21 protein-coding genes are annotated in these 26,216 nt (G+C 64.9%); 7 read left to right on the forward strand and 14 right to left on the reverse strand.

Annotated elements, in window-relative coordinates; translation table 11 throughout:
• Nucleotides 1–165: 165 nt before the first annotated feature.
• Nucleotides 166–969, reverse strand: coding sequence for a tetratricopeptide repeat protein (locus RPC_RS18640; protein ID WP_011474136.1), 804 nt, complete (start codon nucleotides 967–969; stop codon nucleotides 166–168).
• A gap of 137 nt (nucleotides 970–1,106) precedes the next feature.
• Here RPC_RS18640 and RPC_RS18645 point away from each other — a divergent pair, with 137 nt between their 5' ends.
• Complete coding sequence (locus RPC_RS18645; RefSeq protein ID WP_011474137.1) at nucleotides 1,107–2,489, forward strand: leucyl aminopeptidase family protein; 1,383 nt, start codon at nucleotides 1,107–1,109, stop codon at nucleotides 2,487–2,489.
• Nucleotides 2,482–3,393 (forward strand): NlpC/P60 family protein, encoded by a 912-nt coding sequence (locus tag RPC_RS18650; RefSeq protein ID WP_011474138.1) that lies wholly within the window; start codon nucleotides 2,482–2,484, stop codon nucleotides 3,391–3,393. Before RPC_RS18645 ends, RPC_RS18650 begins: the two co-directional genes overlap by 8 nt.
• On the opposite strand, the gene RPC_RS18655 is transcribed toward RPC_RS18650, so the two are convergent.
• The 9 genes from RPC_RS18655 to RPC_RS18695 all read right to left on the reverse strand — a co-directional run bounded on the left by RPC_RS18655 (nucleotide 3,323) and on the right by RPC_RS18695 (nucleotide 13,215).
• Entirely contained in the window at nucleotides 3,323–3,967 is a 645-nt protein-coding gene (locus tag RPC_RS18655) for an NUDIX domain-containing protein (RefSeq protein WP_011474139.1), read from the reverse strand. The two genes, RPC_RS18650 and RPC_RS18655, sit on opposite strands and share 71 nt — an antisense overlap.
• A 9-nt stretch (nucleotides 3,968–3,976) precedes the next feature.
• Nucleotides 3,977–5,614, reverse strand: a complete 1,638-nt coding sequence (locus RPC_RS18660; RefSeq protein ID WP_011474140.1) for an ABC transporter ATP-binding protein — start codon at nucleotides 5,612–5,614, stop codon at nucleotides 3,977–3,979.
• Entirely contained in the window at nucleotides 5,614–6,054 is a 441-nt protein-coding gene (locus tag RPC_RS18665) for a type II toxin-antitoxin system VapC family toxin (protein ID WP_011474141.1), read from the reverse strand. Before RPC_RS18665 ends, RPC_RS18660 begins: the two co-directional genes overlap by 1 nt.
• Nucleotides 6,054–6,269, reverse strand: coding sequence for a hypothetical protein (locus tag RPC_RS18670; RefSeq protein WP_011474142.1), 216 nt, complete (start codon nucleotides 6,267–6,269; stop codon nucleotides 6,054–6,056). Before RPC_RS18670 ends, RPC_RS18665 begins: the two co-directional genes overlap by 1 nt.
• A 35-nt stretch (nucleotides 6,270–6,304) precedes the next feature.
• A complete protein-coding gene (locus RPC_RS18675) occupies nucleotides 6,305–7,483 on the reverse strand; it encodes an ABC transporter permease (protein WP_011474143.1) in 1,179 nt (392 codons plus the stop codon).
• Complete coding sequence (locus tag RPC_RS18680; RefSeq protein WP_011474144.1) at nucleotides 7,483–8,592, reverse strand: microcin C ABC transporter permease YejB; 1,110 nt, start codon at nucleotides 8,590–8,592, stop codon at nucleotides 7,483–7,485. Before RPC_RS18680 ends, RPC_RS18675 begins: the two co-directional genes overlap by 1 nt.
• A gap of 1 nt (nucleotide 8,593) precedes the next feature.
• Nucleotides 8,594–10,459, reverse strand: a complete 1,866-nt coding sequence (locus RPC_RS18685) for an ABC transporter substrate-binding protein (protein WP_011474145.1) — start codon at nucleotides 10,457–10,459, stop codon at nucleotides 8,594–8,596.
• 11 nt (nucleotides 10,460–10,470) lie between these two features.
• Nucleotides 10,471–12,366: an extracellular solute-binding protein gene (locus tag RPC_RS18690; RefSeq protein WP_041803060.1), complete on the reverse strand. Its 1,896-nt coding sequence runs from the start codon at nucleotides 12,364–12,366 to the stop codon at nucleotides 10,471–10,473.
• A 294-nt stretch (nucleotides 12,367–12,660) separates the two neighbouring features.
• Nucleotides 12,661–13,215, reverse strand: a complete 555-nt coding sequence (locus RPC_RS18695) for a c-type cytochrome (protein ID WP_011474147.1) — start codon at nucleotides 13,213–13,215, stop codon at nucleotides 12,661–12,663.
• A 233-nt stretch (nucleotides 13,216–13,448) separates the two neighbouring features.
• Here RPC_RS18695 and RPC_RS18700 point away from each other — a divergent pair, with 233 nt between their 5' ends.
• Both RPC_RS18700 and RPC_RS18705 read left to right on the forward strand, forming a co-directional pair.
• The gene (locus RPC_RS18700; RefSeq protein WP_011474148.1) at nucleotides 13,449–14,186 is read left to right on the forward strand and encodes a 3-deoxy-manno-octulosonate cytidylyltransferase; all 738 of its coding nucleotides are present in this window, start codon (nucleotides 13,449–13,451) and stop codon (nucleotides 14,184–14,186) included.
• 49 nt (nucleotides 14,187–14,235) lie between these two features.
• Nucleotides 14,236–15,096 carry a prephenate dehydratase gene (locus RPC_RS18705; RefSeq protein ID WP_011474149.1) on the forward strand — a complete coding sequence of 287 codons (861 nt, stop codon included), beginning with the start codon at nucleotides 14,236–14,238 and terminating at the stop codon, nucleotides 15,094–15,096.
• A 976-nt stretch (nucleotides 15,097–16,072) separates the two neighbouring features.
• Here the strand turns inward: RPC_RS18705 and RPC_RS18710 are convergent.
• Nucleotides 16,073–17,092 carry an LLM class flavin-dependent oxidoreductase gene (locus RPC_RS18710; protein WP_011474150.1) on the reverse strand — a complete coding sequence of 340 codons (1,020 nt, stop codon included), beginning with the start codon at nucleotides 17,090–17,092 and terminating at the stop codon, nucleotides 16,073–16,075.
• A gap of 429 nt (nucleotides 17,093–17,521) precedes the next feature.
• Between RPC_RS18710 and metF the strand changes: the two genes are divergently transcribed.
• Nucleotides 17,522–18,418: a methylenetetrahydrofolate reductase [NAD(P)H] gene (metF, locus tag RPC_RS18715; protein WP_011474151.1), complete on the forward strand. Its 897-nt coding sequence runs from the start codon at nucleotides 17,522–17,524 to the stop codon at nucleotides 18,416–18,418.
• A 3-nt stretch (nucleotides 18,419–18,421) separates the two neighbouring features.
• The gene (gene metH / locus RPC_RS18720) at nucleotides 18,422–22,282 is read left to right on the forward strand and encodes a methionine synthase (RefSeq protein WP_011474152.1); all 3,861 of its coding nucleotides are present in this window, start codon (nucleotides 18,422–18,424) and stop codon (nucleotides 22,280–22,282) included.
• A 228-nt stretch (nucleotides 22,283–22,510) separates the two neighbouring features.
• Here the strand turns inward: metH and RPC_RS18725 are convergent, their stop codons facing one another.
• Entirely contained in the window at nucleotides 22,511–22,690 is a 180-nt protein-coding gene (locus tag RPC_RS18725; protein ID WP_415914742.1) for a DUF1127 domain-containing protein, read from the reverse strand.
• Between the two features lie 137 nt (nucleotides 22,691–22,827).
• Between RPC_RS18725 and RPC_RS18730 the strand changes: the two genes are divergently transcribed.
• On the forward strand, nucleotides 22,828–23,772 hold the full coding sequence (locus RPC_RS18730; RefSeq protein ID WP_011474154.1) for a transcriptional regulator GcvA: 945 nt from the start codon (nucleotides 22,828–22,830) through the stop codon (nucleotides 23,770–23,772).
• Nucleotides 23,773–23,820: 48 nt separating this feature from the next.
• Here RPC_RS18730 and RPC_RS18735 read toward each other — a convergent pair whose 3' ends face one another.
• Together RPC_RS18735 and RPC_RS18740 are read right to left on the reverse strand one after the other, a co-directional pair.
• Nucleotides 23,821–24,420 (reverse strand): superoxide dismutase, encoded by a 600-nt coding sequence (locus RPC_RS18735; protein ID WP_011474155.1) that lies wholly within the window; start codon nucleotides 24,418–24,420, stop codon nucleotides 23,821–23,823.
• Nucleotides 24,421–24,575: 155 nt separating this feature from the next.
• A complete protein-coding gene (locus tag RPC_RS18740; protein WP_011474156.1) occupies nucleotides 24,576–25,817 on the reverse strand; it encodes an MFS transporter in 1,242 nt (413 codons plus the stop codon).
• Between the last annotated feature and the right edge of the window lie 399 nt (nucleotides 25,818–26,216).

Raw genomic sequence — 26,216 nt, forward strand, 5'->3', positions numbered from 1 at the left:
TGAATTCGTCGTTGCGGCGATCTGTTGCGACGACGCAAGCCGGCCCTCGGCGTGATGCCCGGGCGGCTTGGCTGCGCGCCCGGCGACGCCGTGCTCGCTCGGCGCGCAATGGCGAAATCCATCGCGGCGCTTGCCGTCAACGAGACGGGATGATGAGCTGAGAGATCAGGAGCGTCCGGGCGCGTCGGCGTCTTGCGCGCCGAGCCGCGGGCCGTCCTTGCGGCTGAGCATCTGCCGCAGATAGGCGGCGTTGGCGGCGGCCTCTTCGGCGGGCAGATCGGCCCGCACGATGCTCTCGGCCTCGGCGAAGCGGCCCTGCAGGCCGACCACCAGGGCCAAGTTCTGCCGCACCCGCGGATCGGTGCTGGCACCGGCGCCATAGGCGCGGCGCAGCGTCTCCTCGGCCTTGGGCAATTCTTTGGAGAGCACGTAAGACAGCCCCAGATTGGACAGCACCGTGGGGTCTTCCGGCTTGATCTTTAGCGCACTGGCGTAATAGCCGCGGGCGTCGTCGTGCCGCCCCATTTGATCGAGCGTGGTGCCCTGGACCGACAGGATCCGCCAATCGGGATTTTCCGGGGTGTGCGCGCTGCCGAGCACCTCGAAGGCGCGCTGGAAGCTTCCGGCATCGGCCAACGCCCGGCCGTAGCCGGCCAGCAAGGTCTTGTTTCCCGGGTTGGCAATGGTCGCCTGTTCGAACACCGCGACCGCCTGCGAGCGCATCCCCGCGGCACGCAACGCCTGACCGTAACGCAACGCCGCCTCGGCGTTCTTCGGATTGGCGCGGTAGCGCTCGCCATAGACCTCGACCGCCGCCTTCGGGTCGGCGGCCAGGGCATCCGATTTATTGCCGCCGATCGAGCCGGTGATGTCCGACCCCGTGGTCTGGCAGCCACCAAGCGGCACCGCCAGCATCGCCGCCACAGCTGCGGATGCAAGATAGCGGGCGAGACTGGACTGCTGACGCATGACAGCTTAACTCACGATGACCGCGGACGGGGATCAGGGCTGATCACCCGAGCAATAGTCCGTTAACCCTAACGACGGGTTAATCGGCGACGGCCGGCCTTCGCGGCGCGCTCGTCCACTCAGCAAGTGAGGCCCCGATGCATCCCGTGTTTGAAACCGCCGCCTCGCTGTCGGTCACCCCGATCAGCTTCGTCAGCAAGGCCAATTGGGAAACCGCGTGCGCGGCATTGCCGGACCACGCCCGGCAGTTTGCCAAGGCCAACGGCTATGCGGCCAAACCCGGCGACTATCTCGCGCTGCCCTCGCCCACGGGCGGCATCGAACAGGTGATTTTCGCGCTGGACGACCTGGGCGGAAAATCGCGCGATCCGTTTCGTGTCGGCCAGTTGCCCAAACTGTTGCCGCCGGGCGCCTATCGCTTCGCCAACGCGCCGCACGATTTGCGTCTGGCGACCTTGGCGTTCGCGCTCGGCAGCTACAAATTCGACCGCTATCGCAAGGCCGAGGCGCCGCTGGTGCGGCTGCTGCCCCCGGAGGGGATCGATCTCGATGACGTCTCCCGGGTGATCGAGGCGGTGACGCTGGCGCGTGATCTGATCAACACCCCCGCCAACGACATGGGGCCGGAGCAGCTCGCCGCCGCGGCGCGCGAACTCGCAGAGCGGTTCGGCGCCAGCTTCAGCTGCACCGTCGGCGACGATTTGCTGGCGCAGAATTTTCCCTTGATCCACGCGGTCGGCAAGGCCTCGGACCGCGCGCCGCGGCTGATCGATTTTTCGTGGGGCGATGCTGCGCACCCGAAAGTCACGCTGGTCGGCAAGGGCGTGTGTTTCGACAGCGGCGGTCTCGACCTGAAGCCGTCGAGCGGCATGCTGATCATGAAGAAGGACATGGGCGGCGCCGCCAATGTGCTGGCGCTGGCGCTGCTGATCATGGATGCCAAACTCAAAGTGCGGTTGCGCGTGCTGATCCCGGCGGTGGAGAACGCGGTGGCCGGCAACGCGATGCGGCCGCTCGACATCTATCCCTCGCGCAAGGGCCCGACGGTGGAAATCGGCAACACCGACGCCGAGGGCCGGCTGGTGCTGGCCGACGCGCTGGCCTTGGCCGACGAAGAGGCGCCGGAGCTGCTGATCGATCTCGGCACGCTGACCGGCGCCGCGCGGGTCGCGCTCGGCCCCGATCTGCCGCCGTTCTACACCGACGACGAGACCCTGGCGCTCGATGTCGCGCGCTGCGCCAAGGCCGAGAACGACCCGTTGTGGCGACTGCCGCTGTGGCCGCCGTATGATTCCTGGCTCGACTCCAAGGTCGCCACGCTCAACAACGCGCCGTCCGGCGGCTTCGCCGGCTCGATCACCTGCGCGCTGTTCCTGCAACGCTTCGTCGAAGCCGCGACCAGCTGGCTGCATGTCGACATCTACGGCTGGACGCCGACCGCGAAACCCGGCCGCCCGGAAGGCGGCGAATGCCAGGCCGCGCGCGCGATCTACAAACTGCTGAGCCAGCGTTATGGCTGATCTGACCCGCGATCCGCGGCTGACGCCGGCGCGACCCGACCTTGCCGCCAAACATCTCGAAGGCAAGGTCGAGGCCTTGCGGTTCGTTGCCGGCGAAGAGTTCGAAGTGTTCGACGGCATCGCGCCGCTGCGCCGCGAGCCGTTTTCCGGCGCGATGCTCGACACCCAGGCGCTGAAGGGCGAGCGGGTGACGATCTATGAGCGCAGCGCGGAGGGCTGGGACTGGGGCCAGCTGCACAGCGACGGCTATGTCGGCTGGCTGCCGGATTTGGCACTGTATCCGCCGGGACCACCCGCGACCCACAAGGTGACCGCGCTACGAACCTTCGCCTTCCCCGGCCCCTCGATCAAACTGCCGCCGGTGGATACGCTGCCGCTCGGCGCGCGGCTCGCAGTGGCACGACACGACGGCGGCTTTGCCATCACCCACGACGGCCAATACGTGCCGGCGCAGCATGTCGGCGCGATCGACGGCTTCGAGAGCGACTACGTCGCGGTGGCGGAGCGCTTTCTCGGCACGCCCTATCTGTGGGGCGGCAAGACCAGCCTCGGCATCGATTGCTCCGGCCTGGTGCAGGTGGCGCTGAACGCCTGCGGCCTCGCCTCCCCGCGCGACAGCGACATGCAGCAGGCCCAACTCGGCCGCGCGCTATCGGATTCGGAAATGCGGAGCCCGCAACGCGGCGACCTGATGTTTTGGTGCGGTCACGTCGCGATCGTGCGCGACGCCGAGAGCATCGTGCACGCCAATGCGCACGCCATGGCCACCGCGATCGAAGGCCTCGGCGACGCGATCGCCCGGATCGGCGCCGCGGGCTGCGACCTCGCCGCGATCAGGCGGCTGGATGTTTTGCATAGTCCTGTAAGCGATCGCGGTGCAGCGCCAGCCATTGCAGCGCGCTGACCAGCAGCGCGTTGGCAACGAGGCCGCTATCGAGCGCGGCGATGGCCGCGTCGATCGGCACGGCGAACGGGCGAATCTCCTCGGTCTCTTCGGCAAGCCCGCAGCGCTCCGGCAGATTTGACGCATCGATCAACCCGAGAAAGAACGTCACGGATTCGTCGGTGATGCCCGGCGTCGGCAGCACGCTGAACAATTCGACCAGACGGCTCGGCGCCGCGCCGATTTCCTCGACGCATTCGCGCGCCGCGGCCTCAGCCGGCGTTTCACCCGGATCGACTCTGCCGGCGACGATCTCCACCATCTCGCCGCGACCGCTGACCAAATGCGCCGTCAGCCGGAACTGGCGGATCAGCACCACCTCGCCGCGCGCCAGATCCACCGGCAAAACCGCAGCAACCTTATTGGCGCGCAACAGGTCGCGACGCTGCTGCAGCGGCGGCTCGCCATCGCGGTGCAACGAAATGTCGAAGCGCTGATAGGCCATGAAGCCGCGGCCGATCAAGGACGGTTCGGAGATCGTCACTTCGGCGGCTTGATCGGCGATGATGGCCGCGGTCGTTTGCTGATCATTCATTTCCAGAACTCATGGCGTCGCAGGGCCGCCCGCCGCGGTCTCGATGCGGAACGCGGCGGCGAACAACGCGCGGGTATAGTCGGTCTTCGGCTGCGCGAACAGCTCCGATGCCGGCCCCTCCTCGACCACCTTGCCCTGGCGCATCACGATCAGATGGCTGGCCAGCGAGGCGACCACCCGCAGATCGTGCGAGATGAACATGTAGGTCAGGTCGCGCTTGCGCTGCAGGTCGCGCAACAGATCGACCATCTGCGCCTGGAACAGCATGTCGAGCGCGCTGGTCGGCTCGTCCAGCACCACGAAGCTCGGTTCCAGCACCGCCGCGCGGGCGATCGAGATGCGCTGGCGCTGGCCACCGGAGAACTCGTGCGGATAGCGAAATCGCGTCGCCGGATCGAGCCCGACATCCTGCAGCGCCTTGACCACGCGAGTGTCGCGCTCGACCTGCGACAACGACGGCTGATGCACGCTGAGGCCTTCGGCGACGATATCGCCGACCGACATCCTGGGGCTGAGCGCGCCGAATGGATCCTGAAACACGATCTGCATGTCGCGGCGGAACGGCCGCATCGCCTTGAATTTCAGGCCCTGGATATTGTTGCTGAGGAAGACGATCGGACCGTCCGAGGAAATCAGCCGCAACAAGGCCAGGCCCAGCGTGGTCTTGCCGGAGCCGGACTCGCCGACCACGCCGAGCGTCTCGCCCTTGCGGACGCTGAGGCTGACGCCGTCGACCGCCTTGATGTGGCCTACCGTCTTGCGCATCAACCCGCGCTTGATCGGAAACCAGACTTTCAGGTCGTCGGTCGACATCACCACCGGCGCGTCGGGCCGCGGCGGCGCCGGATCGGGCTTCGGCTCGGCGGCGAGCAGCGCGCGCGTGTAGGGATGCTGCGGCGCGGTGAACACCTGCTCGACCGGCCCCTGCTCGACGATCTTGCCGTTATGCATCACGCAGACCACGTCAGCGATGCGGCGCACGATGCCGAGGTCGTGGGTGATGAACAACAGACTCATGCCGAGCCTTGCGCGGATCTCCGCCAGGAGCGCCAGGATCTGCGCCTGCACGGTGACGTCGAGCGCGGTGGTCGGCTCGTCGGCGATCAACAGGTCCGGCTCGTTGGCGAGCGCCATCGCGATCATCACCCGCTGGCGCTGGCCGCCGGACAATTGATGCGGATAGCTGCCGAGCCGGGTCTCCGGCTCCGGAATGCCGACCTGGGTCAGCAGTTGCAGGATCCGGGCCCGCGCCTTGTCGCCGCGCACGCCGCCATGCAGCTGCAAGATCTCGCCGATCTGCGACTCGATGGTATGCAGCGGATTGAGCGAGGTCATCGGCTCCTGGAAGATGATCGAAATGTCGTTGCCGCGCACCGAGCGAATGTCGTGCTCCGACAGGTTGAGCAGTTCGCGGCCCTTGAAACGGATGCTGCCCGAGGGATGCGACGCGGTCGGATACGGCAACAGCCGCAGGATCGACAGCGCGCTGACCGATTTGCCGGAGCCGGATTCGCCGACCAGCGCCACGCATTCGCCGCGCTTGATCTCGAAGGAAATATGATCGACCGCGATCGATTGCCCGCTCGGCTGGTGAAACGCCACCGAGAGGTCGCGGACGTCGAGCAGCGGCTGGTTGAGGACGTCCATCAGGAGAGCTCGGAGAGTTGGAGCCATTTCAGATCGCCGGCGATCGAGCGCCCGAGGCGATGATCTTCGGTTAGGAAGTAGTGACACCCCGACGCCATCGCGGTCGCAACATGGATCGCATCCATAGGCTTGATCCCTAGATCGGCTTGAACGTGACAGGAAGCCAGAAGAATTTCGCGGCTGACCGGCAAGGTGAGAATCGGACTGGACGGCGAAAAGAACAGCTCATACTTGGCAAGATGGTCAGGGTCGTTGAGCGATATCGGCTTCGGCATGACTTCCGCAATCGTCAACTCTGAGGTCACGACCAGCAGCGCATCGGCGTCGATCGCGCTCAATATCGTTGCCATCGTTTGGGTCCATCGGCTGCCTTGCTCGATCGCGTAGATGATAATGTTGGAATCGAGATAGATCGGCCGATCTCGGTAACGCTCCCACATCAGCTGTCTTCACGGAGCTCGCGGATATACTGAACCACTTCCTCGTCGCGACCATGGATGTTCGGGACGGACCCGGCCAGCGGCGCCAACAGCACGCGCGGTTGCATCCGCTGCTTGAGCCTGAACTCGATTTCGACCGAACCATGCTTTGGCAGCCCCTCGCGTAAATCTGCGGGCAGCTTATCGACCGGATAGTCTGGTACGATCTTGTTCATCACTCCTCCCCTTCTCCCGGCAGCCTATCACAGCCTCACCTGAACGTCTTGCGCGGGTCGAAGGCGTCGCGGACGCCCTCGCCGATGAAGATCAGTAGCGACAGCATGATCGCCACCGCGAAGAAGCCGGTGAAGCCGAGCCACGGCGCCTGGGCGTTGGCCTTGCCTTGCGACAGCAACTCGCCGAGCGAGGGCGATCCCGGCGGCAGTCCGAAGCCGAGGAAATCCAGCGCGGTCAGCGTCATCACCGAGGACGACACGATGAACGGCAGGAACGTCATGGTGGCGACCATGGCGTTCGGCAAAAGATGCCGGATCATGATCTTGGCGTTGGAGACGCCGAGCGCGCGCGCCGCCATGATGTATTCGAAATTGCGCCCGCGCAGAAACTCGGCGCGCACCAGGCCGACCAGCGACACCCAGGAGAACAACAAGAGAATGCCGAGCAGCACGAAGAAGCCCGGCACCAGCACCGAGGACAGGATCAGCAACAGATATAGCGACGGAATAGCGCTCCACACCTCGATGAAACGCTGGAAACCGAGATCGACCCAGCCGCCGAAATAGCCCTGGATGCCGCCGGCGGCGACGCCGATCACCGAGGAGATGATGGTCAGGCTGAGGCCGAACAGCACCGAGATGCGGAAGCCGTAGATCAGCCGCGCCACCACGTCGCGGCCCTGGTCGTCGGTGCCGAGCCAGTTGTATTCGAGGTCGCGGCAGCTATTGAGGCCTTTCTTCTGCACCACCGGTTTGCATTCGGCCTCGGTCAGCATCCAGGTCGGCTTCGACGGCGCCGGCGTCGGCAGGTCGAGATTGTGGGTGTCGTAGGAATAGCGAATCAGCGGCCAGATCGTGGTGCCGCCTTTCTCCGCGATCAGCTTCTGCAGGAACGGGTCGCGATAATCCGCCGCGGTCTCGAAATCGCCGCCGAACGTCGTCTCCGAATAGCTGACAAAGGCCGGGAAATACAATTTGCCGTCGAACTTGATCAGGAACGGCCGATCGTTGGCGATCAGTTCGGCGAACAGCGAAACGAAGAACAACAACAGAAAGATCCAGAACGACCAATAGCCGCGGCGGTTGGATTTGAAGTTCTGCCAACGCCGGCGGTTGAGCGGCGACGGCGCCAACAGCCGGCGCGCCGGCGGCACCGCCTCGCCGAGCGGCGCGGTGGTGGTCGATTCGATCGGCTGGCGCGCGATGAGCGTCATCAGACCTCGCGCGCTTCGAAATCGATCCGCGGATCGATCCACATATAGGCCAGATCGGACAACAGGTTCACCACGAGACCAACCAGCGAAAAGATGAACAGCGTGCCGAACACCACCGGATAGTCGCGGTTCAGCACGCTCTCGAAGCCGAGCAATCCCAGCCCGTCGAGCGAGAAGATGGTCTCGATCAACAGCGAGCCGGAGAAGAAGGCGTGGATGAAAGCGCCGGGAAAGCCGGCGATCACGATCAGCATGGCGTTGCGGAAAATGTGGTTGTACAGCACCTGGGTTTCGCTGCAGCCCTTGGCGCGCGCGGTCATCACATATTGTTTGCGGATCTCATCCAGGAACGAGTTCTTGGTCAACAGCGTCATGGTGGCGAAGGCGCCGAGCACCATCGAGATCAGCGGCAGCGTGATGTGCCAGAAATAGTCGAGGATCTGCCAGTACCAGGGAAAATCGCTCCAGCCGTCCGAGGTCAGTCCGCGCAGCGGGAAGATGCTCCAGAACGAGCCGCCGGCGAACAGGATGATCAAGAGGATGGCGAACAGGAATCCGGGAATCGCAAAGCCTATGATGATCACCGCCGAGGTCCAGGTGTCGAATTGCGAGCCGTCCTTCACCGCCTTGCGGATGCCGAGCGGGATCGAGATCAGATAGGTCAAAAGCGTCATCCAGATCCCGAGCGACATCGACACCGGCAGCTTTTCCTTGATCAGCTGCAGCACGCTGACGTCGCGGAAGTAACTCTTGCCGAAATCGAACCTTGCGAAATTCCACAGCATGATCGCGAAGCGCTCGGGCGCCGGCTTGTCGAAGCCGAACTGTTTCTCCAGGCTCTTGACGAAATCCGGGTCCAGCCCCTGGGCGCCGCGATATTTCGAATTCACCGCGTCGCCCGAGGCGCCAGCCTGGCTGCGCGCGCCGAAATCGCCGCCGGAGGAGCCGGAAACGCGAGAAGCCGCGCCGGTGTCGGCGCCGCTGAGCTGCGCGATCACCCGCTCGACCGGCCCGCCAGGGGCGAACTGCACCACCACGAACGACACGAACAGGATTCCGAGCAGGGTGGGAAACATCAGCAGGATGCGGCGGGCGATATAAGCGGCCATGCTATTTCGCCTGTTCGGTCGCTGCGGACTTCACGGTCGACCACCACAGATCGGGTGCTGCGACGCCGAGATATTTCGGCAGTTTCGCCGGATGGCCGAACACGTCCCAATAGGCCACCCGATGCGAGCCCGAATACCATTGCGGCACCCAATAGCGGCCGGCGCGGACCACGCGGTCGAGCGCGCGCGCGGCGACCACCAGCTTGACCCTGGTGTCGGCGGCGATGACGTCTTCGACCAGCGCATCGACCACCGGATCGGCGATCCCGGCGAGATTGCTCGAGCCCTTGGTGGCCGCCGCGCGCGACGAGAAGAACGGCCGCAGCGAGTCGCCCGGCACCGTCGAGAAGCCGAAGCGCTCGATGATGAGGTCGAAATCGAAATCGTCGCGCCGGGCGCGATGCTGCACGGCATCGACCATGCGCAGCGACGCCTCGATGCCGAGCGTGGCGAGATTCTTGATGAACGGCATGTGGTGCGGCTGAAAGGTCGGCTCGTCGAGCAGAAACTCGATCGTGAACGGTTCGCCCTGCGGCGTCATCCGCTTGCCGTTCTTGATCACGCAGCCGGCGTCCTGCAGCAGTTGCACCGCCTTCTTCAACAGCGCGCGGTCCTGCCCGGAGCCATCGGACACCGGCGGCACATAGGGCGCGCCGAACACCTCCTCCGGCACCTGGCCGCGGAAGCGCTCTAGCAATGCCACTTCTTCCGGCGACGGCGGACCGTTGGCCATCAGGTCGGAGTTCTGGAACGGCGATACCGTGCGGAGATAGGCGCCGTACATCAGGGTCTTGTTGGTCCATTCGAAATCGAACGCGCAGCCCAGCGCCTCGCGCACCCGCGGGTCCTTGAACTTGTCGCGGCGGGTGTTGGGAAACCAGCCCTGCGCCCCGGAGGGCGTTTCATCCGGCAGGGTTTCGCGCTTCACCCGGCCGTCGAGGATCGCCGGAAAATCATAGCGCGTGTTCCAGACCCGCGAGGTGAACTCCTCGCGATACAGATAGCTGCGGCCGGTGAAGCCCTCGAAGGCGACGTCGCGGTCGCGATAGAAGTCGTAACGCACCACGTCGAAATTGTTGGCTCCGCGATTGACCGGCAGCTCGGCGCCCCACCAGTCCTGCAGCCGCTCGAATTCGATGTAGCGGCCGACTTCGAACTTGCCGACCTTGTAGGGGCCAGAGCCGAGCGGCGCCTCCAGCGTCGACTCATCGAACGGATGTTTGGCGTAATAGGCCTGCGAAAAGATCGGCAGCCCCGCCACGAACAGCGGCACGTCGCGGCCGCGCTTGGCCGAAAACCTCACCAGCAGCGTTAAGTCGTCGAGCGCTTCCGCCGAGACCACGTCGCGCATCTGCTGGGTGATCAAGGGATGCCCCTTGGTCTTCAGCACGGTCAGCGAAAACGCCGCGTCGTGGGCGGTGAGCTTCGAGCCATCATGAAACCGCGCCTCCGGCCGCAGCGTGAAGCGATAGCCGAGCCCATCGGCGGAGATCTTCACCGATTTGGCAACCAGGCCGTACATCGCGTCGGGCTCGTCGCCGGCGCGCGCCATCAGCGGCGCAAAAGTCAGGCCCATGCCTTGCGCGCCGTCGCCCTTGAAGATGAAGGCGTTGAGCGAGTTGAAGGTCAGGAACGACTGGTTGAAGGACCGGTAGGACGGATTGGTCGAAAACACCCCGCCCTTCGGCGCGTCGACATTGACGTAGTCGAAATGATGGAAATCCGCCGGATATTTCAGATCGCCGAACGCCGAAATGCCGTGCGCCTCGATCTCGCCGCCCTCGGCCGCAAGCGCCGGCCGCAACGAGGCGGCGGCCACCGCACCGACACCGAGACCGAGCAGATGCCGGCGATTGAGCTCAGCCATGCGCGCCTCTCTCAAGAGCGTTTGCCGATCCGGGCGGCCTTGTCGGCGTCGTACCACCACAGCGACGGCAACCCGGCGCGGGCGTATTTCGGCAGCTCGGCGTGGCTGAAGCGATCCCAGCGCGCGTAGCGCGCATAGCCGTAGGTGAACTGCGGCACCAGATAGAAATTCCATAGCAACACGCGATCGAGCGCGCGGGTGGCGGCGACCAGCGAGGCGCGGTCCTTGGCGAAGATCACTTTCTCGATCAGCGCATCGACCGCGGGATTCTTGATGCCGATGGTGTTGCGCGAGCCCGGCTGATCGGCGGCCTGCGAGCCCCAATAGTCGCGCTGCTCGTTGCCGGGCGACAGCGACTGGCCCCACAGATCGGTGATCATGTCGAAATCGTACGCGCGAACCCGGTTCTCGTACTGCGCGTCGTCGACGGTGCGGATCGACACCGTGACGCCGATCCGTTCCAGCGACGGCTTGTAGAACAGCGCGATCCGCTCCGAGGAGGGATCCCGCACCAGGATCTCCACCAGCACCGGCTTGCCGGCGGCATCGACCAGCCGGCGGTCGCGCACTTCGAATCCCGCCTCCTTCAACAGCCGCATCGCCTCGCGCAGATTGCCGCGCACCGCGTCCGAATTGCCGCCGACCGGGTTGGCGTAGGGCGTGGTGAACAGCTCGGCGGGCAACTTGTCGCGCAACGGCTCCAGCAGCGCCAGTTCGGCACCCTGCGGCAGCCCGCTGGAGGCCAGTTCGGTACCTTCGAAGTAGCTGTTGATCCGGTTGTATTGTCCGTAGAACAGTTGCTTGTTCATCTCCTCGAAATCGAACGCGTAGTTGAAGGCGCGGCGCAGCCTCGCATCCTGGAACATCTCGCGGCGCAGATTGAAGATGAAGGCCTGCATCCGCCCGGAATCGTTGATCGGGAATTCTTCCTTGACGACGCGCTTCTCGGTCACCGCCGGGAAGTCATAGGCGGTGGCCCATTGCTTGGCGGAATTCTCGAAGATCCAGTCGGCCTGGTCGGCCTTGAAGGCTTCCAGCGCCACCAGATTGTCGCGGAAGAATTCGTAGCGCAGTTCGTCGAGATTGTTCTGGCCGACCCGCGCCGGCACCGCGGCGCCCCAATAGTCCTTGACCCGTTCCAGCGTCACCGAACGGCCGGCGACGAAATCCTTGATGCGATACGGACCCGACCCGAGCGGCTTTTCCAGCGTGGTCGCGGAAATGTCGCGCGGCCGGCCCTGCTCGTCGCTGCCCTCCCACCAATGCTTCGGCAACACGACGAGTTCGCCGACGATGGTCGGCAATTCGCGGTTGCCCGGCATGTCGAAGCTGAATTTGATCTCGCGGTCGCCGGTCTTCTCGGCCTTCACGACGTGGCGATAATACGAGGCATAACGCGGGCTGTATTTCTTCAGCGCCTCCAGCGAGAAGATCACATCCTCCGGGGTCACCGGTTTGCCGTCGTGCCAGCGCGCATTGGCGCGCAGCCGATAGGTCACCGAGGAGTGATCGTCGGGATGCGCCGCCGCTTCCGCGAGCAGCCCGTATTCGGCGCCGACCTCGTCCTGCGATTGCGTCATCAGGGTTTCGTAGATCAGCCCGACCGCGGGCGCGATCGAGCCCTTCACGCCGGCCACCGCCAGATTGAAATTATCGAAGGTGCCGATCGAAATCTGCCGCGCCGCGCCGCCTTTCGGGGCGTTGGCATCGACGTAGTCGAATCGCTTGAAGTCGGCGGGATATTTGACGTCGCCGAACAGCGACAGGCCGTGACGCCAGACCGGTTCGGCCGGCGCCGCCTGCGTCGACGTAACGCCGATCGCGGACAAAGTACCGCCAAGACCCAGAGCCGGTGCCGCGGCGGCCAAAGCGCCGCTTTGCAGAAGATGTCGTCGGGTGATGGGCAAATCAGGTTCCTCTGATGACGCCGCGGTGACCAGCACCGCCGGAGCAGCCAACGCCTGAAATCTAGTCGGGGCAATGGCTCAGGGCAAATTCCGACCCGCATGGTCGGCCGCCGGCCATGGAGCGCGAGCAAGGACGCAACAATAAGGCAGGGTTTAGCGGCTCGCGTGGCTCAAGCATAACACCGCCTCTGTGACCGCCGTTGCGGCGAAACGCCCCGACCCTGCGGTGACGAAAAACCGCCGGCAAACCTGGCCGCTGATTCGCCGTCGATGCTTCGAGCTGCCGCAGCTCGCCTACTTCGCCGCGGTCGGGATCGGAACCGGCGTGTCGGCCAAGCTGCGCAGATAGCTGATCACGTCGGCGCGTTCGCTGTCCTTTGGAATGCCGGCGAAGCCCATCGCGGTCCCCGGAATATAGCCCTTCGGGCTGGCGAGGAACTGGTTCAATGCGTCGAAGGTCCAGCTGCCGCCCTTGGCCTTCATCGCCGCCGAGAAATTGAAGCCGTTGCGGCCTTCGCCGATATGGTCGCCGACCACGCCGAACAAATTCGGCCCGGTTCGGTTCGGTCCGCCCTTTTCGAAGGTGTGGCAGGCCGCGCATTTCTTAGCCGCGGCCATGCCCTTTTCGACTGACGCGGTCTGCAGCAGCTTTTCGATCGGCTCCGACGGCGCGGCGGGCGCCGCATCCTTGGCGGCGGGGGGAGCCTCTTCCTTGACGGCAATACTATACCCGGGCTTATCCGGCTTGATCGGTGCGAAGATCGCCTGGGCGGCGAGATTGGAAACCAGCAGCATGAGGCAGGTCGCAAGAACCGCACCCAGCACTTTATTCAATTCAAAGGAGTCCATGTCAGCGAGGCTCCGTGCGTTTCCTGTTTCATTTCTCGACAACGGGACCGGCGAGGGTCTCGCTGATAATAGGCATTCGCAACTAAAGTTGTAAGGCGATCAGATAACGGTTTGCCCGCGCCCTGGCAACCCGTATAACCGCGCCAGTTCACGCTTCGGCTGCCGAATCCTGACCGTTTTCAACGCGTTCGGCGGCTTCAGGTTCACCTGCGGCACGGTCCAGATCCCATCCCATGACTGAGACCAAAACGCTGGTGCTGATTCCCGCCCGCATGGCCGCGACGCGGCTGCCGGGCAAGCCGTTGATGGACATCGCCGGGCTGCCGATGATCGTGCATGTGCTGCGCCGCGCCGAAGCCGCGGCGATCGGCCCGGTCGCGGTGGCCACCGACACCGCCGAGATCGCCGACGTGGTGACCGCGCATGGCGGTCGGGTGGTGATGACCAGGGCCGACCATCCGTCCGGGTCGGACCGCATCTTCGAGGCGTTGAGCAAGCTCGACCCCGACGGCGCCGTCGAGACCGTGGTCAATCTGCAGGGCGATTTTCCGACCATCCAGCCGGACAATATTCGCGCGGTGCTGGAGCCGCTGGCCGATCCCGCCGTCGACATCGCGACGCTGGCGGCGCAGATCCACACCGAGGAAGAGAGCCTCAACCCCAACGTGGTCAAGGTGATCGGCTCGCCGCTCGGCGACCGCCGGTTGCGGGCGCTGTATTTCACCCGCGCCACGGCACCATGGGGCGACGGCCCGCGCTATCACCACATCGGGCTCTATGCCTATCGCCGCGCGGCGCTGCAGCGTTTCGTCAGCCTGCCGCCCTCGCCGCTGGAGCGGCGCGAAAAACTCGAACAGTTGCGCGCACTGGAGGCCGGGATGCGGATCGACGTCGGCATCGTCGACGCTGTGCCGCGCGGCGTCGATACCGCGGCGGATCTCGAGACCGCGCGGCGCGTGCTGGCGCACTGAACGAAGTGTCGCCCACTGGCAAAGCTCTGAACGATTGGTACAAGGCGCAATGACAAAGACCATGAAGATTGCCTTCCAGGGCGAACCCGGCGCGAACTCGCATCTTGCGATCGTCGAAGCCTATCCGACCGCCGAGCCGCTGCCCTGCGCCACCTTCGAGGACGCGCTGTCGGCGATCAGTTCCGGCGAAGCCGATCTCGGCATGATCCCGATCGAGAACTCGGTCGCCGGCCGCGTCGCCGACATTCACTACCTGCTGCCGCGATCAAACCTGTTCATCGTCGGCGAATGGTTTCTGCCGATCCATCATCAGCTGATGGCGCCGCGCGGCGCCACCCTCGCCGGCATCAAGAGCGTGGAAAGCCACGTCCACGCGCTCGGCCAATGCCGCCGCATCATCCGCAAATTCGGCTTCAAGCCGATCGTCGCCGGCGACACCGCGGGCTCGGCGCGGATCGTCGCCGAGCGCGGCGACTTGAGCTGTGCGGCGATCGCCTCGCCGCTGGCGGCGCAGATCTATGGGCTGGATGTTCTGGCCGAAAACGTCGAGGACGAAACCCACAACACCACCCGCTTCGTGATGCTGGCGCGCGAACCGCGCTGGGCCCAGCCTGGCTCCGCGCCCCTGGTCACCACTTTTGTCTTTCGGGTGCGCAACCTGCCCGCGGCGCTGTACAAGGCGATGGGCGGCTTCGCCACCAACGGCGTCAACATGACCAAGCTCGAGAGCTACATGGTCGACGGCAATTTCTTCGCCACGCAGTTCTACGCCGACGTCGACGGCCACCCCGAGGACCGCAACCTCGCCTTCGCGCTCGACGAGTTGAAGTTCTTCTCGCGCGAATTCCGCATCGTCGGGGTCTATCCGGCGCACCCGTTCCGCGCGACCTTCAGCGAGACGCAGAGCTGAAGCGAACCGCAGCTTCGACACCGCGACGTCGTTAGCCTCCCCACACAGACCGCGTCATCCTGAGGCGCACGTCGGCGGCGCTCTTGCGCCGACGGCGTGCCTCGAAGGATGGCCGCAGGCACGTTGCAGACCCACCGCCTCGGAGCCGCATCCTTCGAGACGCCCGGCTTCGCTGCGCTTCGCCGGGCTGCTCAGGATGACGAGGTGTGTGTAGCAGCTCTGTTCCGATGCCGGCGAGGTCAGCCGCTCGCAAAAAAAATCCGCGGATAGCAATCCCCGCTTTTGCGCCGTCGCTTAGTATCACCTCGTCCTCGCTCACGAGGGGCGCTTCTCGAGGGCGCTCATGAGGCGGAGCAAGGATGCGGTGTCCTGCGCGCGCGGTTCGCACCCGCAAGCCCGGGACGCCCCGGGTCGCCGTCCGGGCCTACTACGGGGCTCTGCCACTTGCTGGTTGGCTGGACGCGGGACAGGTGAAGGCGGGGGAAAGCCCGCCGGATCGGCGGTGCGGAGTGCATCGCGCCTGTCCCCGGAAGCACGGTCCTGGGGTCGACAAATCCCGCGATGGAGCGCCGCAAGGCGTGCGCGGCCTTGCGCTGCTTGCGAGCAGCGCCGGGCAGCGCCACTCAATCACGGTTGCGCCTTGCGGCGCTCCGTCCCCCTCACCTGGCGAGGGGGAAACTAACAGCTCCCCTCGCGCAATGTCTTGCGCGAGAGCGACGGCGCGTGGGCTGAGAGTTATCGGACGTGGCTGTTTGACAATTTGCATGGCGATGGATGGCGAGGCGCCAGACGCGTCGCCTGAAGCGCGTGACGCAAGCCGAGCGCCGTCATCCTGAGGTGCGAAGCCGCCGTGCGGCAAGCCCCGAAGGAATGACGGACAATTTGCTTGCGGCCCATCCTTCGAGGCACGCCGCCGGCGCGAGAGCGCCGCCAGCGTGCACCTCAGGATGACGTCGCAGGTCGTGAGAGGCCGGTCCTATGCCGCCGCGCGGTTGCCGAGCCCGAATGCTTCCGCCAGCAGACTGTACGAGCGCTTGCGCGCCTCGTGGTCGAAGGTCGCGGTGATCACCATGACTTCGTCGGCGTGGCTGGCCTCGATCATCGGCTGCAACGCGGCCATCACCGTCGCCGCACTGCCGACGAACAGCTTCTCGCGGTCGCGCGCGATCAGCGCCCGGTCGCGCTCGCTGTAAGGATAGGCCAGCGCCTCCTCGATGCTCGGCAGCGGCAGATACTGACCGCGACTGCGCAGCAGCCGGTTGAGATCCATCGACGAGGCCTGCCGCTCGGCCTCGGCGTCGGTCTCGGCGACCACCGCGGCGACGGCGAGAATGGCGTGCGGCGCGCGGCGCCAGCGCGACGGCTGGAACGCGCGGCGATAGCCGGTCAGCGCCGCGATCGCGTCATAGGAGGCGAAGTGATGCGCGAAAGCGAATCCCATGCCGACCTGCGCCGCCAGCTCCGAACTGTAGTCGCTGGAGCCGAGCAAAAAGATCGGCGGCAGCGGCGCATCATCGGGCATCGCGACGACGTTGTTGTAAGGGTGGCCGGGCGGAAACTCGCGGGTCTCCCACAGCGTCAATTCCTGCAGCCGCTCAAGGAAATCGTCGCCCTCGCGGACGTCGAGCCGGCGCCGCAGCGCGTGCGCGGTGGCCTGGTCGGTGCCGGGCGCGCGGCCGAGGCCGAGATCGATGCGGCCGGGAAACAGCGCCTCCAGCATCTTGAAGCGTTCGGCGATCACCAGCGGCGCATGGTTCGGCAGCATCACGCCGCCGGAACCGACCCGGATCTGGCTGGTCACCGCGGCGATCTGGCCGATCATAATGTCGGGCGCCGGGCTCGCCACCGACGACAGGCTGTGATGCTCGGCCAGCCAATAGCGCGCGTAACCGAGCTTGTCGGCGTGCTTGGCCAGATCGATGCTGTTGCGCAACGCCGCGGCGGGTTTGGTGCCGGTGGTCACCACCGACAGATCGAGAATGGAGAGAGGTGTCATGATGCCAAAGTAGTGCGCGCTGTGCTGCCGGCAACAGGCCAGCGCTGCAAATCAGCCCCGCAGCGCCGACAAGTCGATCGATCACCGACCGGCAGCTTTTGTGGGCCAAACGAACACAATTCGTCGCTTGACCAGATTGCCCACGGAGTCAGGCACGCCCCCTTGCACGCCATCTTATGGAAAAACCGACATTTATGCGTCATGAGTGGCCAAAAACTGCATGAACTATTGGCCCACTTTTGCAAAACGACGGCATTATAGCGGATCATTTAGTCGCCTGTTGGGCAATTTCCCATTAGTGCACCGCCCGTCGTGGGCTGGTTCGCGGCGACGCTTCGTCCTAAATTGAGGAGATTACGCGATATCGGTGGTTTGCGGACGCTCAAGGTGAGCACCGCCGCCCGGCGCGGCACGATGGAGCCAGACGACATGACCGAGGTGATGCCCGCGATGCCGACCCGCCCGGCGATTTCGTTCGAGTTCTTTCCGCCGAAGACCGAGGAGATGGAGCGCACGCTGTGGCAGGCGATCAGCCGGCTGGCGCCGCTCGCCCCCGATTTCGTCTCGGTGACCTATGGCGCCGGCGGCTCGACCCGGGAACGTACCCACGCCACCATCGCCCGTCTGCTCGCCGAAACCAGCCTCACCCCGGCGGCGCACCTCACCTGCGTCGACGCGCCGAAGGCCGACGTCGACGAGGTGGTGGCGCGCTATCACGAGGTCGGCGTCCGTCACATCGTGGCGCTGCGCGGCGATCCCTCGAGCGGGCACGGCGGCAGCTATGCGCCGCACCCGCAGGGCTATCAGCACTCCTACGACCTCGTTGCCGCGATCAAGCGCCGCTACGCCGACATCGAAGTGACGGTCTCGGCCTATCCGGAGAAGCACCCGGAAAGCCCCGGCTTCGACGCCGATCTCGACATGCTGCAGGCCAAGATTGACGCCGGCGCCACCCGCGCCATCACCCAATGCTTCTTCGACAACGCTCTGTATCTTCGCTATCTCGATCGGGTGCGGGCGCGGGGCATAACCATCCCGATCGTGCCCGGCATTCTGCCGGTGCAGAGTTTCAAGCAGGCCGCCAATTTCGCCGCGCGGACCGGCACCAGCATCCCGCCGTGGTTCGCAGAAAAGTTCGAAGGCCTCGACGACGATCCGGACACCCGGAAATTGGTGGCGGCGATGGTCGCCGCCGGCCAAGTGCAAAGGCTCGCCAAGCACGGCGTCGACAGCTTCCATTTCTACACCATGAACCGCGCGGACCTGGTGTTCGCGATCAGCCACCTGCTCGGCTTTCGGCCGAACGGCGCACGGAAAGCAGCCTGACCGATGACCACTCCGATCTCAGCCAAGCGCACCGCCCTGCTCGCGCTCGCCCGCGAGCGCATCCTGGTGCTCGACGGCGCCATGGGCACGATGATCCAGCAGCTGCAATTCGACGAGGCGGCGTTCCGCGGCGCGCGCTATCATAACTTCCACCGCGACCTGCGCGGCAACAACGATTTGTTGATCCTGACCCAGCCGCAGGCGATCGAAAACATCCACGCGCAATATCTGCGCGCCGGCGCTGACATCGTCGCCACCAACACGTTTTCGTCGACCTCGATCGCGCAGGCCGATTACGATCTTTCCGACATCGCCTATGAGATGAGCCGCGAAGGCGCGCGGCTGGCGCGCAACGCCGCGACGCTGGTCGAGGCCGAGGACGGCAAGCCGCGCTTCGTCGCGGGCTCGATCGGCCCGACCAACCGCACCGCCTCGATCTCGCCGGACGTCGGCAATCCCGGCTACCGCGCCGTCACCTTCGACGATCTGCGGCTGGCCTATGCCGAGCAGATCAACGGGCTGTTGGACGGCGGCGCCGATCTTTTGCTGGTCGAGACCATCTTCGATACGCTGAACGCCAAGGCGGCGCTCTACGCCATCGCCGAAATCGCCGAGGCGCGCGGCATCGACGTGCCGGTGATGATCTCCGGCACCATCACCGACAAATCCGGCCGACTGCTGTCGGGGCAAATGCCGGAAGCGTTCTGGAATTCGGTGCGCCATGCGGGGCCGATCACCATCGGCTTCAACTGCGCGCTCGGCGCCGAGGACATGCGCGGCCACATCGCCGACATCGGCAGGGTCGCCGACACGCTGATCTGCGCCTATCCGAACGCCGGCCTGCCCAACGAATTCGGCCAGTACGACGAGACCCCGGAATACATGGCGCGGCTGGTCGGCGAATTCGCCCGCGACGGCTTGGTCAACATCGTCGGCGGCTGCTGCGGCACCACGCCGGACCATATCGCGGCGATCGCGCAGGCGGTCGCCCCCTACAAGCCGCGCATCGTGCCAACGATCGAGCCGCGGCTGCGATTGAGCGGCCTCGAGCCGTTCGAACTCACCGCCGACATTCCCTTCGTCAATGTTGGCGAACGCACCAACGTCACCGGCTCGGCGAAATTCCGCAAGCTGATCACCGCCGGCGATTACGACGCAGCATTGCAGGTGGCCCGCGACCAGGTCGAGAACGGCGCGCAGATCATCGACGTCAATATGGACGAAGGCCTGCTCGACTCCGAAGCCGCGATGGTGACCTTCCTCAATCTGGTCGCCGCCGAACCCGACATCGCCCGCGTCCCGGTGATGGTCGACTCGTCAAAGTTCGCGGTGATCGAAGCCGGGTTGAAATGCCTGCAGGGCAAGCCGGTGGTGAATTCGATCTCGATGAAGGAAGGCGAAGCCAAATTCATCCACGAGGCGCAGATCGCGCGGCGGCACGGCGCCGCGGTGGTGGTGATGGCGTTCGACGAACAGGGCCAGGCTGACACCTATGCGCGCAAGACCGCGATCTGCAAGCGCGCCTACGACATCCTGGTCGGGCAGCTGAATTTCCCGCCGGAAGATATCATCTTCGATCCCAACGTATTCGCGATCGCCACCGGGCTCGAAGAGCACAACAATTACGGCGTCGATTTCATCGAAGCGACCCGCTGGATCCGCCAAAACCTGCCGCACGCGCATATTTCCGGCGGCGTCTCTAATCTGTCGTTTTCGTTCCGCGGCAACGAGCCGGTGCGCGAGGCGATGCACTCGGTGTTCCTGTATCACGCCATCAAGGCCGGCATGGACATGGGCATCGTCAACGCCGGACAGATGATCGTCTATGACGACATCGATCCCGAACTGCGCCAAGTCTGCGAGGACGTCATCCTCAACCGCGATCCCGGCGCCTCGGAGCGGCTGTTGCAGCTCGCCGAAAAATATCGCGGCAAGGAAAAGCAGACCAAGGAGCAGGATCTCGCCTGGCGCGACTGGCCGGTGGAGAAGCGGCTCAGCCACGCGCTGGTGCACGGCATCACCGAATATATCGAGGCCGACACCGAGGCCGCGCGGCTCACCGTGGCGCGACCGCTGCACGTCATCGAAGGCCCGCTGATGGCCGGCATGAACGTGGTCGGCGATCTGTTCGGCGACGGCAAGATGTTTCTGCCGCAGGTGGTGAAATCCGCCCGCGTCATGAAGCAGGCGGTGGCCTATCTGATGCCGTTCATGGAGAAGGAAAAGGCCGACAATCTGGCCGCCGGCATCGCCGGCGACGGCCGCAAGAACGCCGGCAAGATCGTCATCGCCACGGTAAAGGGCGACGTCCACGACATCGGCAAGAACATCGTCGCGATCGTGCTGCAGTGTAACAATTTCGAGGTGATCGATCTCGGCGTCATGGTGCCGGCGGCGAAGATCATCGAGGCCGCCAAGCGCGAGGGCGCCGACATCATCGGGCTCTCCGGGCTGATCACGCCGTCGCTCGACGAGATGAGCTTCCTTGCTTCCGAAATGCAGCGCAACGGCCTGACCATTCCGCTGCTGATCGGCGGCGCCACCACCAGCCGGGTGCACACCGCGGTGAAGATCGACGCCAACTATCCCGATGGCGCGGTGGTGCACGTCCACGACGCCAGCCGCGCGGTCGGCGTCGCCTCCTCGCTGCTGGCGCCGGATCGCCGCGACGCCTATGCCGCCGAGATCCGTGCCGAATATCAGAAGATTTCCGCAGCGCACGCCCGCGCCCAGGCCGACAAGAAGCGGCTGAAGCTCAGCGATGCGCGCGGCAACGCCGTCAAGCTCGACTGGACGAAGGCCAAGCCTGCGAAGCCGAGCTTCCTCGGGGTGAAAAGCTTCAGCAACTACCCGCTCGCCGAACTGGTCGACTACATCGATTGGACGCCGTTCTTCCAGGCCTGGGAATTGGCCGGACGTTACCCCGCGATTCTCGACGACGCCGTGGTCGGCGACGCCGCGCGCGCGCTTTACGCCGATGCGAGAGCGATGCTGCAGCGGATCGTCGCCGAGAACTGGTTCACCGCCAAGGCCGCGATCGGGTTCTGGCCGGCCAATGCGGTCGGCGACGACATCATCGTCTACGCCGACGACACGAGACAGAGTTCGATCACCACGCTGCACACACTGCGCCAACAGTTGGAGAAGCGCGAAGGCCGCTTCAACGCAGCACTTGCGGACTTCGTCGCGCCGACCGCCTCGGGCGTCGCCGACTACATCGGCGCCTTCGTGGTCACCGCCGGGATCGGCGAGGACGTCATCGCCGACAAGTTCAAGACCGCCAACGACGACTACTCCTCGATCCTTTGCAAGGCGCTGGCGGATCGGCTCGCCGAAGCCTTCGCCGAGCGGATGCATCAGCGGGTGCGCGCCGAATTGTGGGGCACCTCGCCCGACGAAGCGTTGACGCCAAATGACCTGATCGCGGAAAAATATCGCGGAATCCGCCCGGCGCCGGGCTATCCGGCGCAGCCCGATCACACCGAGAAGGCCACCCTATTTGCGCTGCTCGACGCCGAGGTCAATGCCGGGGTGACGCTGACCGAGAGCTTCGCGATGTGGCCGGGATCTTCGGTCTCCGGGTTGTATTTCGGCCATCCGGAAAGCTTCTACTTCGGCGTCGGCAAGATCGAGCGCGACCAGGTGCAGGACTACGCGGTGCGAAAAGGCTGGAGCGTGGCCGAGGCCGAGCGCTGGCTGGCTCCGGTCTTGAACTACATCCCGGAGCGCGCCGCGACGCCGCCGCTGGCGCCGAGCCAGGCGCCCGAGGTTGCAACCGACGTCGCCGACGTGGCCTCGCATCCTTTGGGCTGCGGCTGCGCCTTCCATCTGCGCTATCGCGACAAGGCCGCGCGGGCGAGCTAGGCTGGGCGCTCGATCGGTGCGGCAATTCGAGCGCCGCGCCGATCAGGCGATTGTTGCGCGAGCGCGGCGATAGGCTGCGAAATTAGGCTTGCAGCGCGTCGGCGTCGCTGGGGATCGCAAACCGCAGCGTCAGCGAACACCGGCCCGGCAGATGCAACGCGTGGCGATCGCCATCGAGGTGATCACGGCCAAACGCACTGATCGGGCTCTCCCTGCGCGGCGCCACGCTCACGGCCGCCAGAACGGCTTTCCGATTTCGTAGGACGCCTCACTCCACGACAGCCCGACATCGTGCAACTCGCGTTCGGTCAAGCGCGCCAATTCGCGGCGCTGCCGCTGCCGCGCGTGCCAGGTGAGCAGCACCGCGCCGAGCTGTGCGAAGACGCTGGTCTCATGATGATTTGTCATCGACCGATCGGGGCATATGGACATTGCCGCCTCCTGAAATTAGCTTCGAAGCCAATATCGAGCCGCAGCAGGATTCCGACAAACGACACTTTGTCCCTTTTGACATGAGATAACCTCATGAAAGCGCCAGCCCCGCGATGACCGCTCGCCTGCCCTCGCTGAACGGCTTACGCGCCTTCGAGGCGGCGGCGCGGCATCTCAGTTTCACCAGCGCCGCGGCGGAGTTGAACGTCACGCAGACCGCGATCAGTCACCAGATCCGGCGGCTGGAGGAGGAACTCGGAATCCAGCTGTTCGTCCGGCAGAACCGCACGCTGGCGCTGACGCCGCAGGCGCGCGACTATCTGCCCGGGGTGCGCGCCGCGTTCAACGATCTGCGGCTCGCCACCGACCGCCTGCTCCGCAAGGACGCCGCCTGCGTGCTCACCATCAGCACGCTGGCGTCGCTGGCGGCGAAATGGCTGCTGCCGCGGCTGTCGGCGTTTCAGGAGGCGCATCCGGCCATCGACGTCCGCATCACCACCTCGACCGCGCTGGTCGACTTCCGGAAGGGCGATGTCGATGCCGCGATCCGCTACGGCCGCGGCCAATGGCCCGGCCTGCGCGCCGACTGGTTGATGGCGGATCAATTATTCCCGGTGTGCAGCCCGGCGCTGCTGCAAGGCAAGAAGCCGCTGCGGTCGCCGCAGGACCTCGCCGAACACAGCTTGCTTTATTCCAGCGGCGGCTATGACGACGACTGGCGGCTGTGGCTGACCGCGGCGGGGCTGCCGGCCGACATCTCGAAACAGCCCGGACTGTCGTTCGATCTGATCTTCATGACCGTGCAGGCCGCGATCGACGGACTCGGCGTCGCGATCGGCCGCACCTCGTATGTCGAGGCCGACATTGCCAAGGGGCGCCTGGTGGTGCCGTTTCAGATCAAGCTGCCGGACGAATGGGGATTCTATCTGGTGTCGCCGGAGGCGCGCGCCGAGACGCCGAAACTGTCGGCGTTTCGGCAATGGCTGTTGGCTTCGATCCCGAGCCAGCCGCCGACATCCAAGGCGGATGGCGATCCGGTGAGCCGGCGCGACCCATAGCAACGGCGGCAGCGCGTGCTGCCGCCTTGCTTCGCTGATAGTGTCGGATCAAACCTTGGAGAACAGCTCGTCGACATAGTCCCAGTTGATCAGGTGATCGACGAAGGCCTTGAGATAATCCGGGCGCTTGTTGCGGTAGTCGATGTAGTAGGAATGCTCCCAGACGTCGACGCCGAGCAGCGGCGTGGCGCCGTGCACCAGCGGATTCTCGCCGTTCGGGGTCTTGGTGATTTCCAGCTTGCCGTCCTTGCTGACCGACAGCCAGGCCCAACCGGAGCCGAACTGACCGACGCCGGCGGCGGCGAAATCGGTCTTGAATTTTTCCAAGCCGCCGAGATCCTCGGTGATCTTCTTCTCCAACCGGCCGGGCAATTTGTCGCCGCCGCCGTTCGGCTTCATCCACTTCCAGAATTCGATGTGGTTGTAGTGCTGGGCGGCGTTGTTGAACAGCGGCGCATTCTTCCCGAACGAGCCTTTGACGACTTCCTCGAGCGATTTGCCTTCGAATTCGGTGCCCTTCAGCAGGTTATTTCCATTGGTGACATAGGCTTGGTGATGCTTGTCGTGGTGGTACTCAAGGGTTTCTTTCGACATATACGGCGCGAGCGCGTCATAGGCGTAAGGCAGGTCGGGCAGCGTGAAGGTCATGGGTCCATTCCACAGTGATGGGAGTCGACGGCTTAACTGGAACCATTATAAAAGGTTCCGCTGCAAATCATATGCATTTGTATGCGGAGATTCAAAACTGCCGAGAATTTGTCTGCGCCTCCACCACGATACCATCAACATACGCCAACCATCGCTCACGCCGCATTGGCCACCGCACCGCCCAGCGCATCGCGACGCTGCGGTGGACGTACGTTCATCAACATCTGAAAAGCGCCGGCGATCAATCCGATCAGCACCGCGGCTTGCCAGGCAGCGTCATAGCTGCCGAGCCGGTCGTAGATCATCCCGCCGCCCCAGGCGCCGAGGAACGAGCCGGCCTGATGGCTGAGGAAGGCGATGCCGGCCAGCGTCGCCATGAAGCGCAGCCCGAACAGTTGCGCCACCAACCCGTTGACCAGCGGCACCACGCCGAGCCACAGCGATCCCATCACCGCGGCGAACACCATGGTGGAGGCGGCCGACGCCGGAAAATAGAAATAGGCGGCGAGCGCCACCGAGCGGATGATGTAGATCGCGCCGAGCAGCAGCTGTTTCGGATAGCGGCCGCCGAGCCAGCCGCAGGCATAGGAGCCGATCACGTTGAACAGCCCGATGATGGCGAGCGCAGTGGCGCCGAGCGACGGATCGAGCCCGCAAATATCCAGATAGTTCGGCAGATGCGTGGTAATGAACACCAATTGCAACCCGCAGACGAAGAACGCCAGCGACATCACCACGAAACCGGAATGCCCGAGCGCGGATTGCATCACGGAGCCGAGCGATTGCTCGCTGTCGTCGGCCTTGTCGATCTCGATTTTGTCGGAGCGTCCGGCGAACAATGCCGATGGCAGCATCACCGCGGCGAGACCGAGAAAGCCGATCAGCGCCATCTTCCAGCCCGAGGTCGAGATCAGCGTCTGCGCCAATGGCGAGGCGATCACCAGCCCGAGCGATCCGACCGCCGACACCGCGCCCATCGCGACGCTGCGCTTGGCCGCCGACACCGTGCGCGAGGTCACCGTCATGGTCAGGCTCGACGCGGTGCAGGACAGCGCCAGCCCGACGCAGAACCCGGCGCCCAGCGTGAACACCAACGCCGAGGTCGCGACCATCATCAACACCAGACCCGCGGCATAGATCAGCACGCCGCCGAGCATCACATAGCGGGTGCCGTAGCGATCGGCGAACATGCCGACGAAGGGTTGGGTGACGCCCCAGACCACGTTCTGCAGCGCGGTGGCGAGCGAGAAATCCGCCGAGGTGATGCCGATGTCGCGAATGACCGAGGGTTGAAACAGCCCGAAGCTTTGCCGCATCCCCATCGCCAGGCTCAGCAGGATCGCGGCGCCCGCCAGGATCGACCAGCGCTGCCATGCGCCGAGTTGGGCTGCCCTCATGTCATTTCCTCTGACTAGATATTTTTCCTACTTTGACATCGGTTTGCAGGATTGACCATCCACCGCGCGGGATTGGGTGGATGCGCCCGGCGCATGGTCGGCGCGGCGTGCCGGCAATATCGACCAGGCCCCATGATATGTCATCTGTCATTTTATTGAGGCCGCCTGCCGCAGTCTTTGAGTGGAGCCGCCGCCGCGGTGCGATTCACCCGCTGGGCCATTGAGCCGGTTGCAAAACCGCCGAACAACGTCGCGGGATTGCACGCGCCGCAGGCCGTCAGCGTAAGTTGATCGAAGACCCAATCATCGCCATTTGCGCGACTCCGGTTTTTTGATATCCCACACGCCCTCCCCTTCGCGGCTGCGAACAGGGGGCCGTGGCGCGATGGTCGCGCATCC

The sequence above is a fragment of the Rhodopseudomonas palustris BisB18 genome, from assembly GCF_000013745.1.
Taxonomy (GTDB): Bacteria; Pseudomonadota; Alphaproteobacteria; order Rhizobiales; family Xanthobacteraceae; genus Rhodopseudomonas_A; species Rhodopseudomonas_A palustris_F.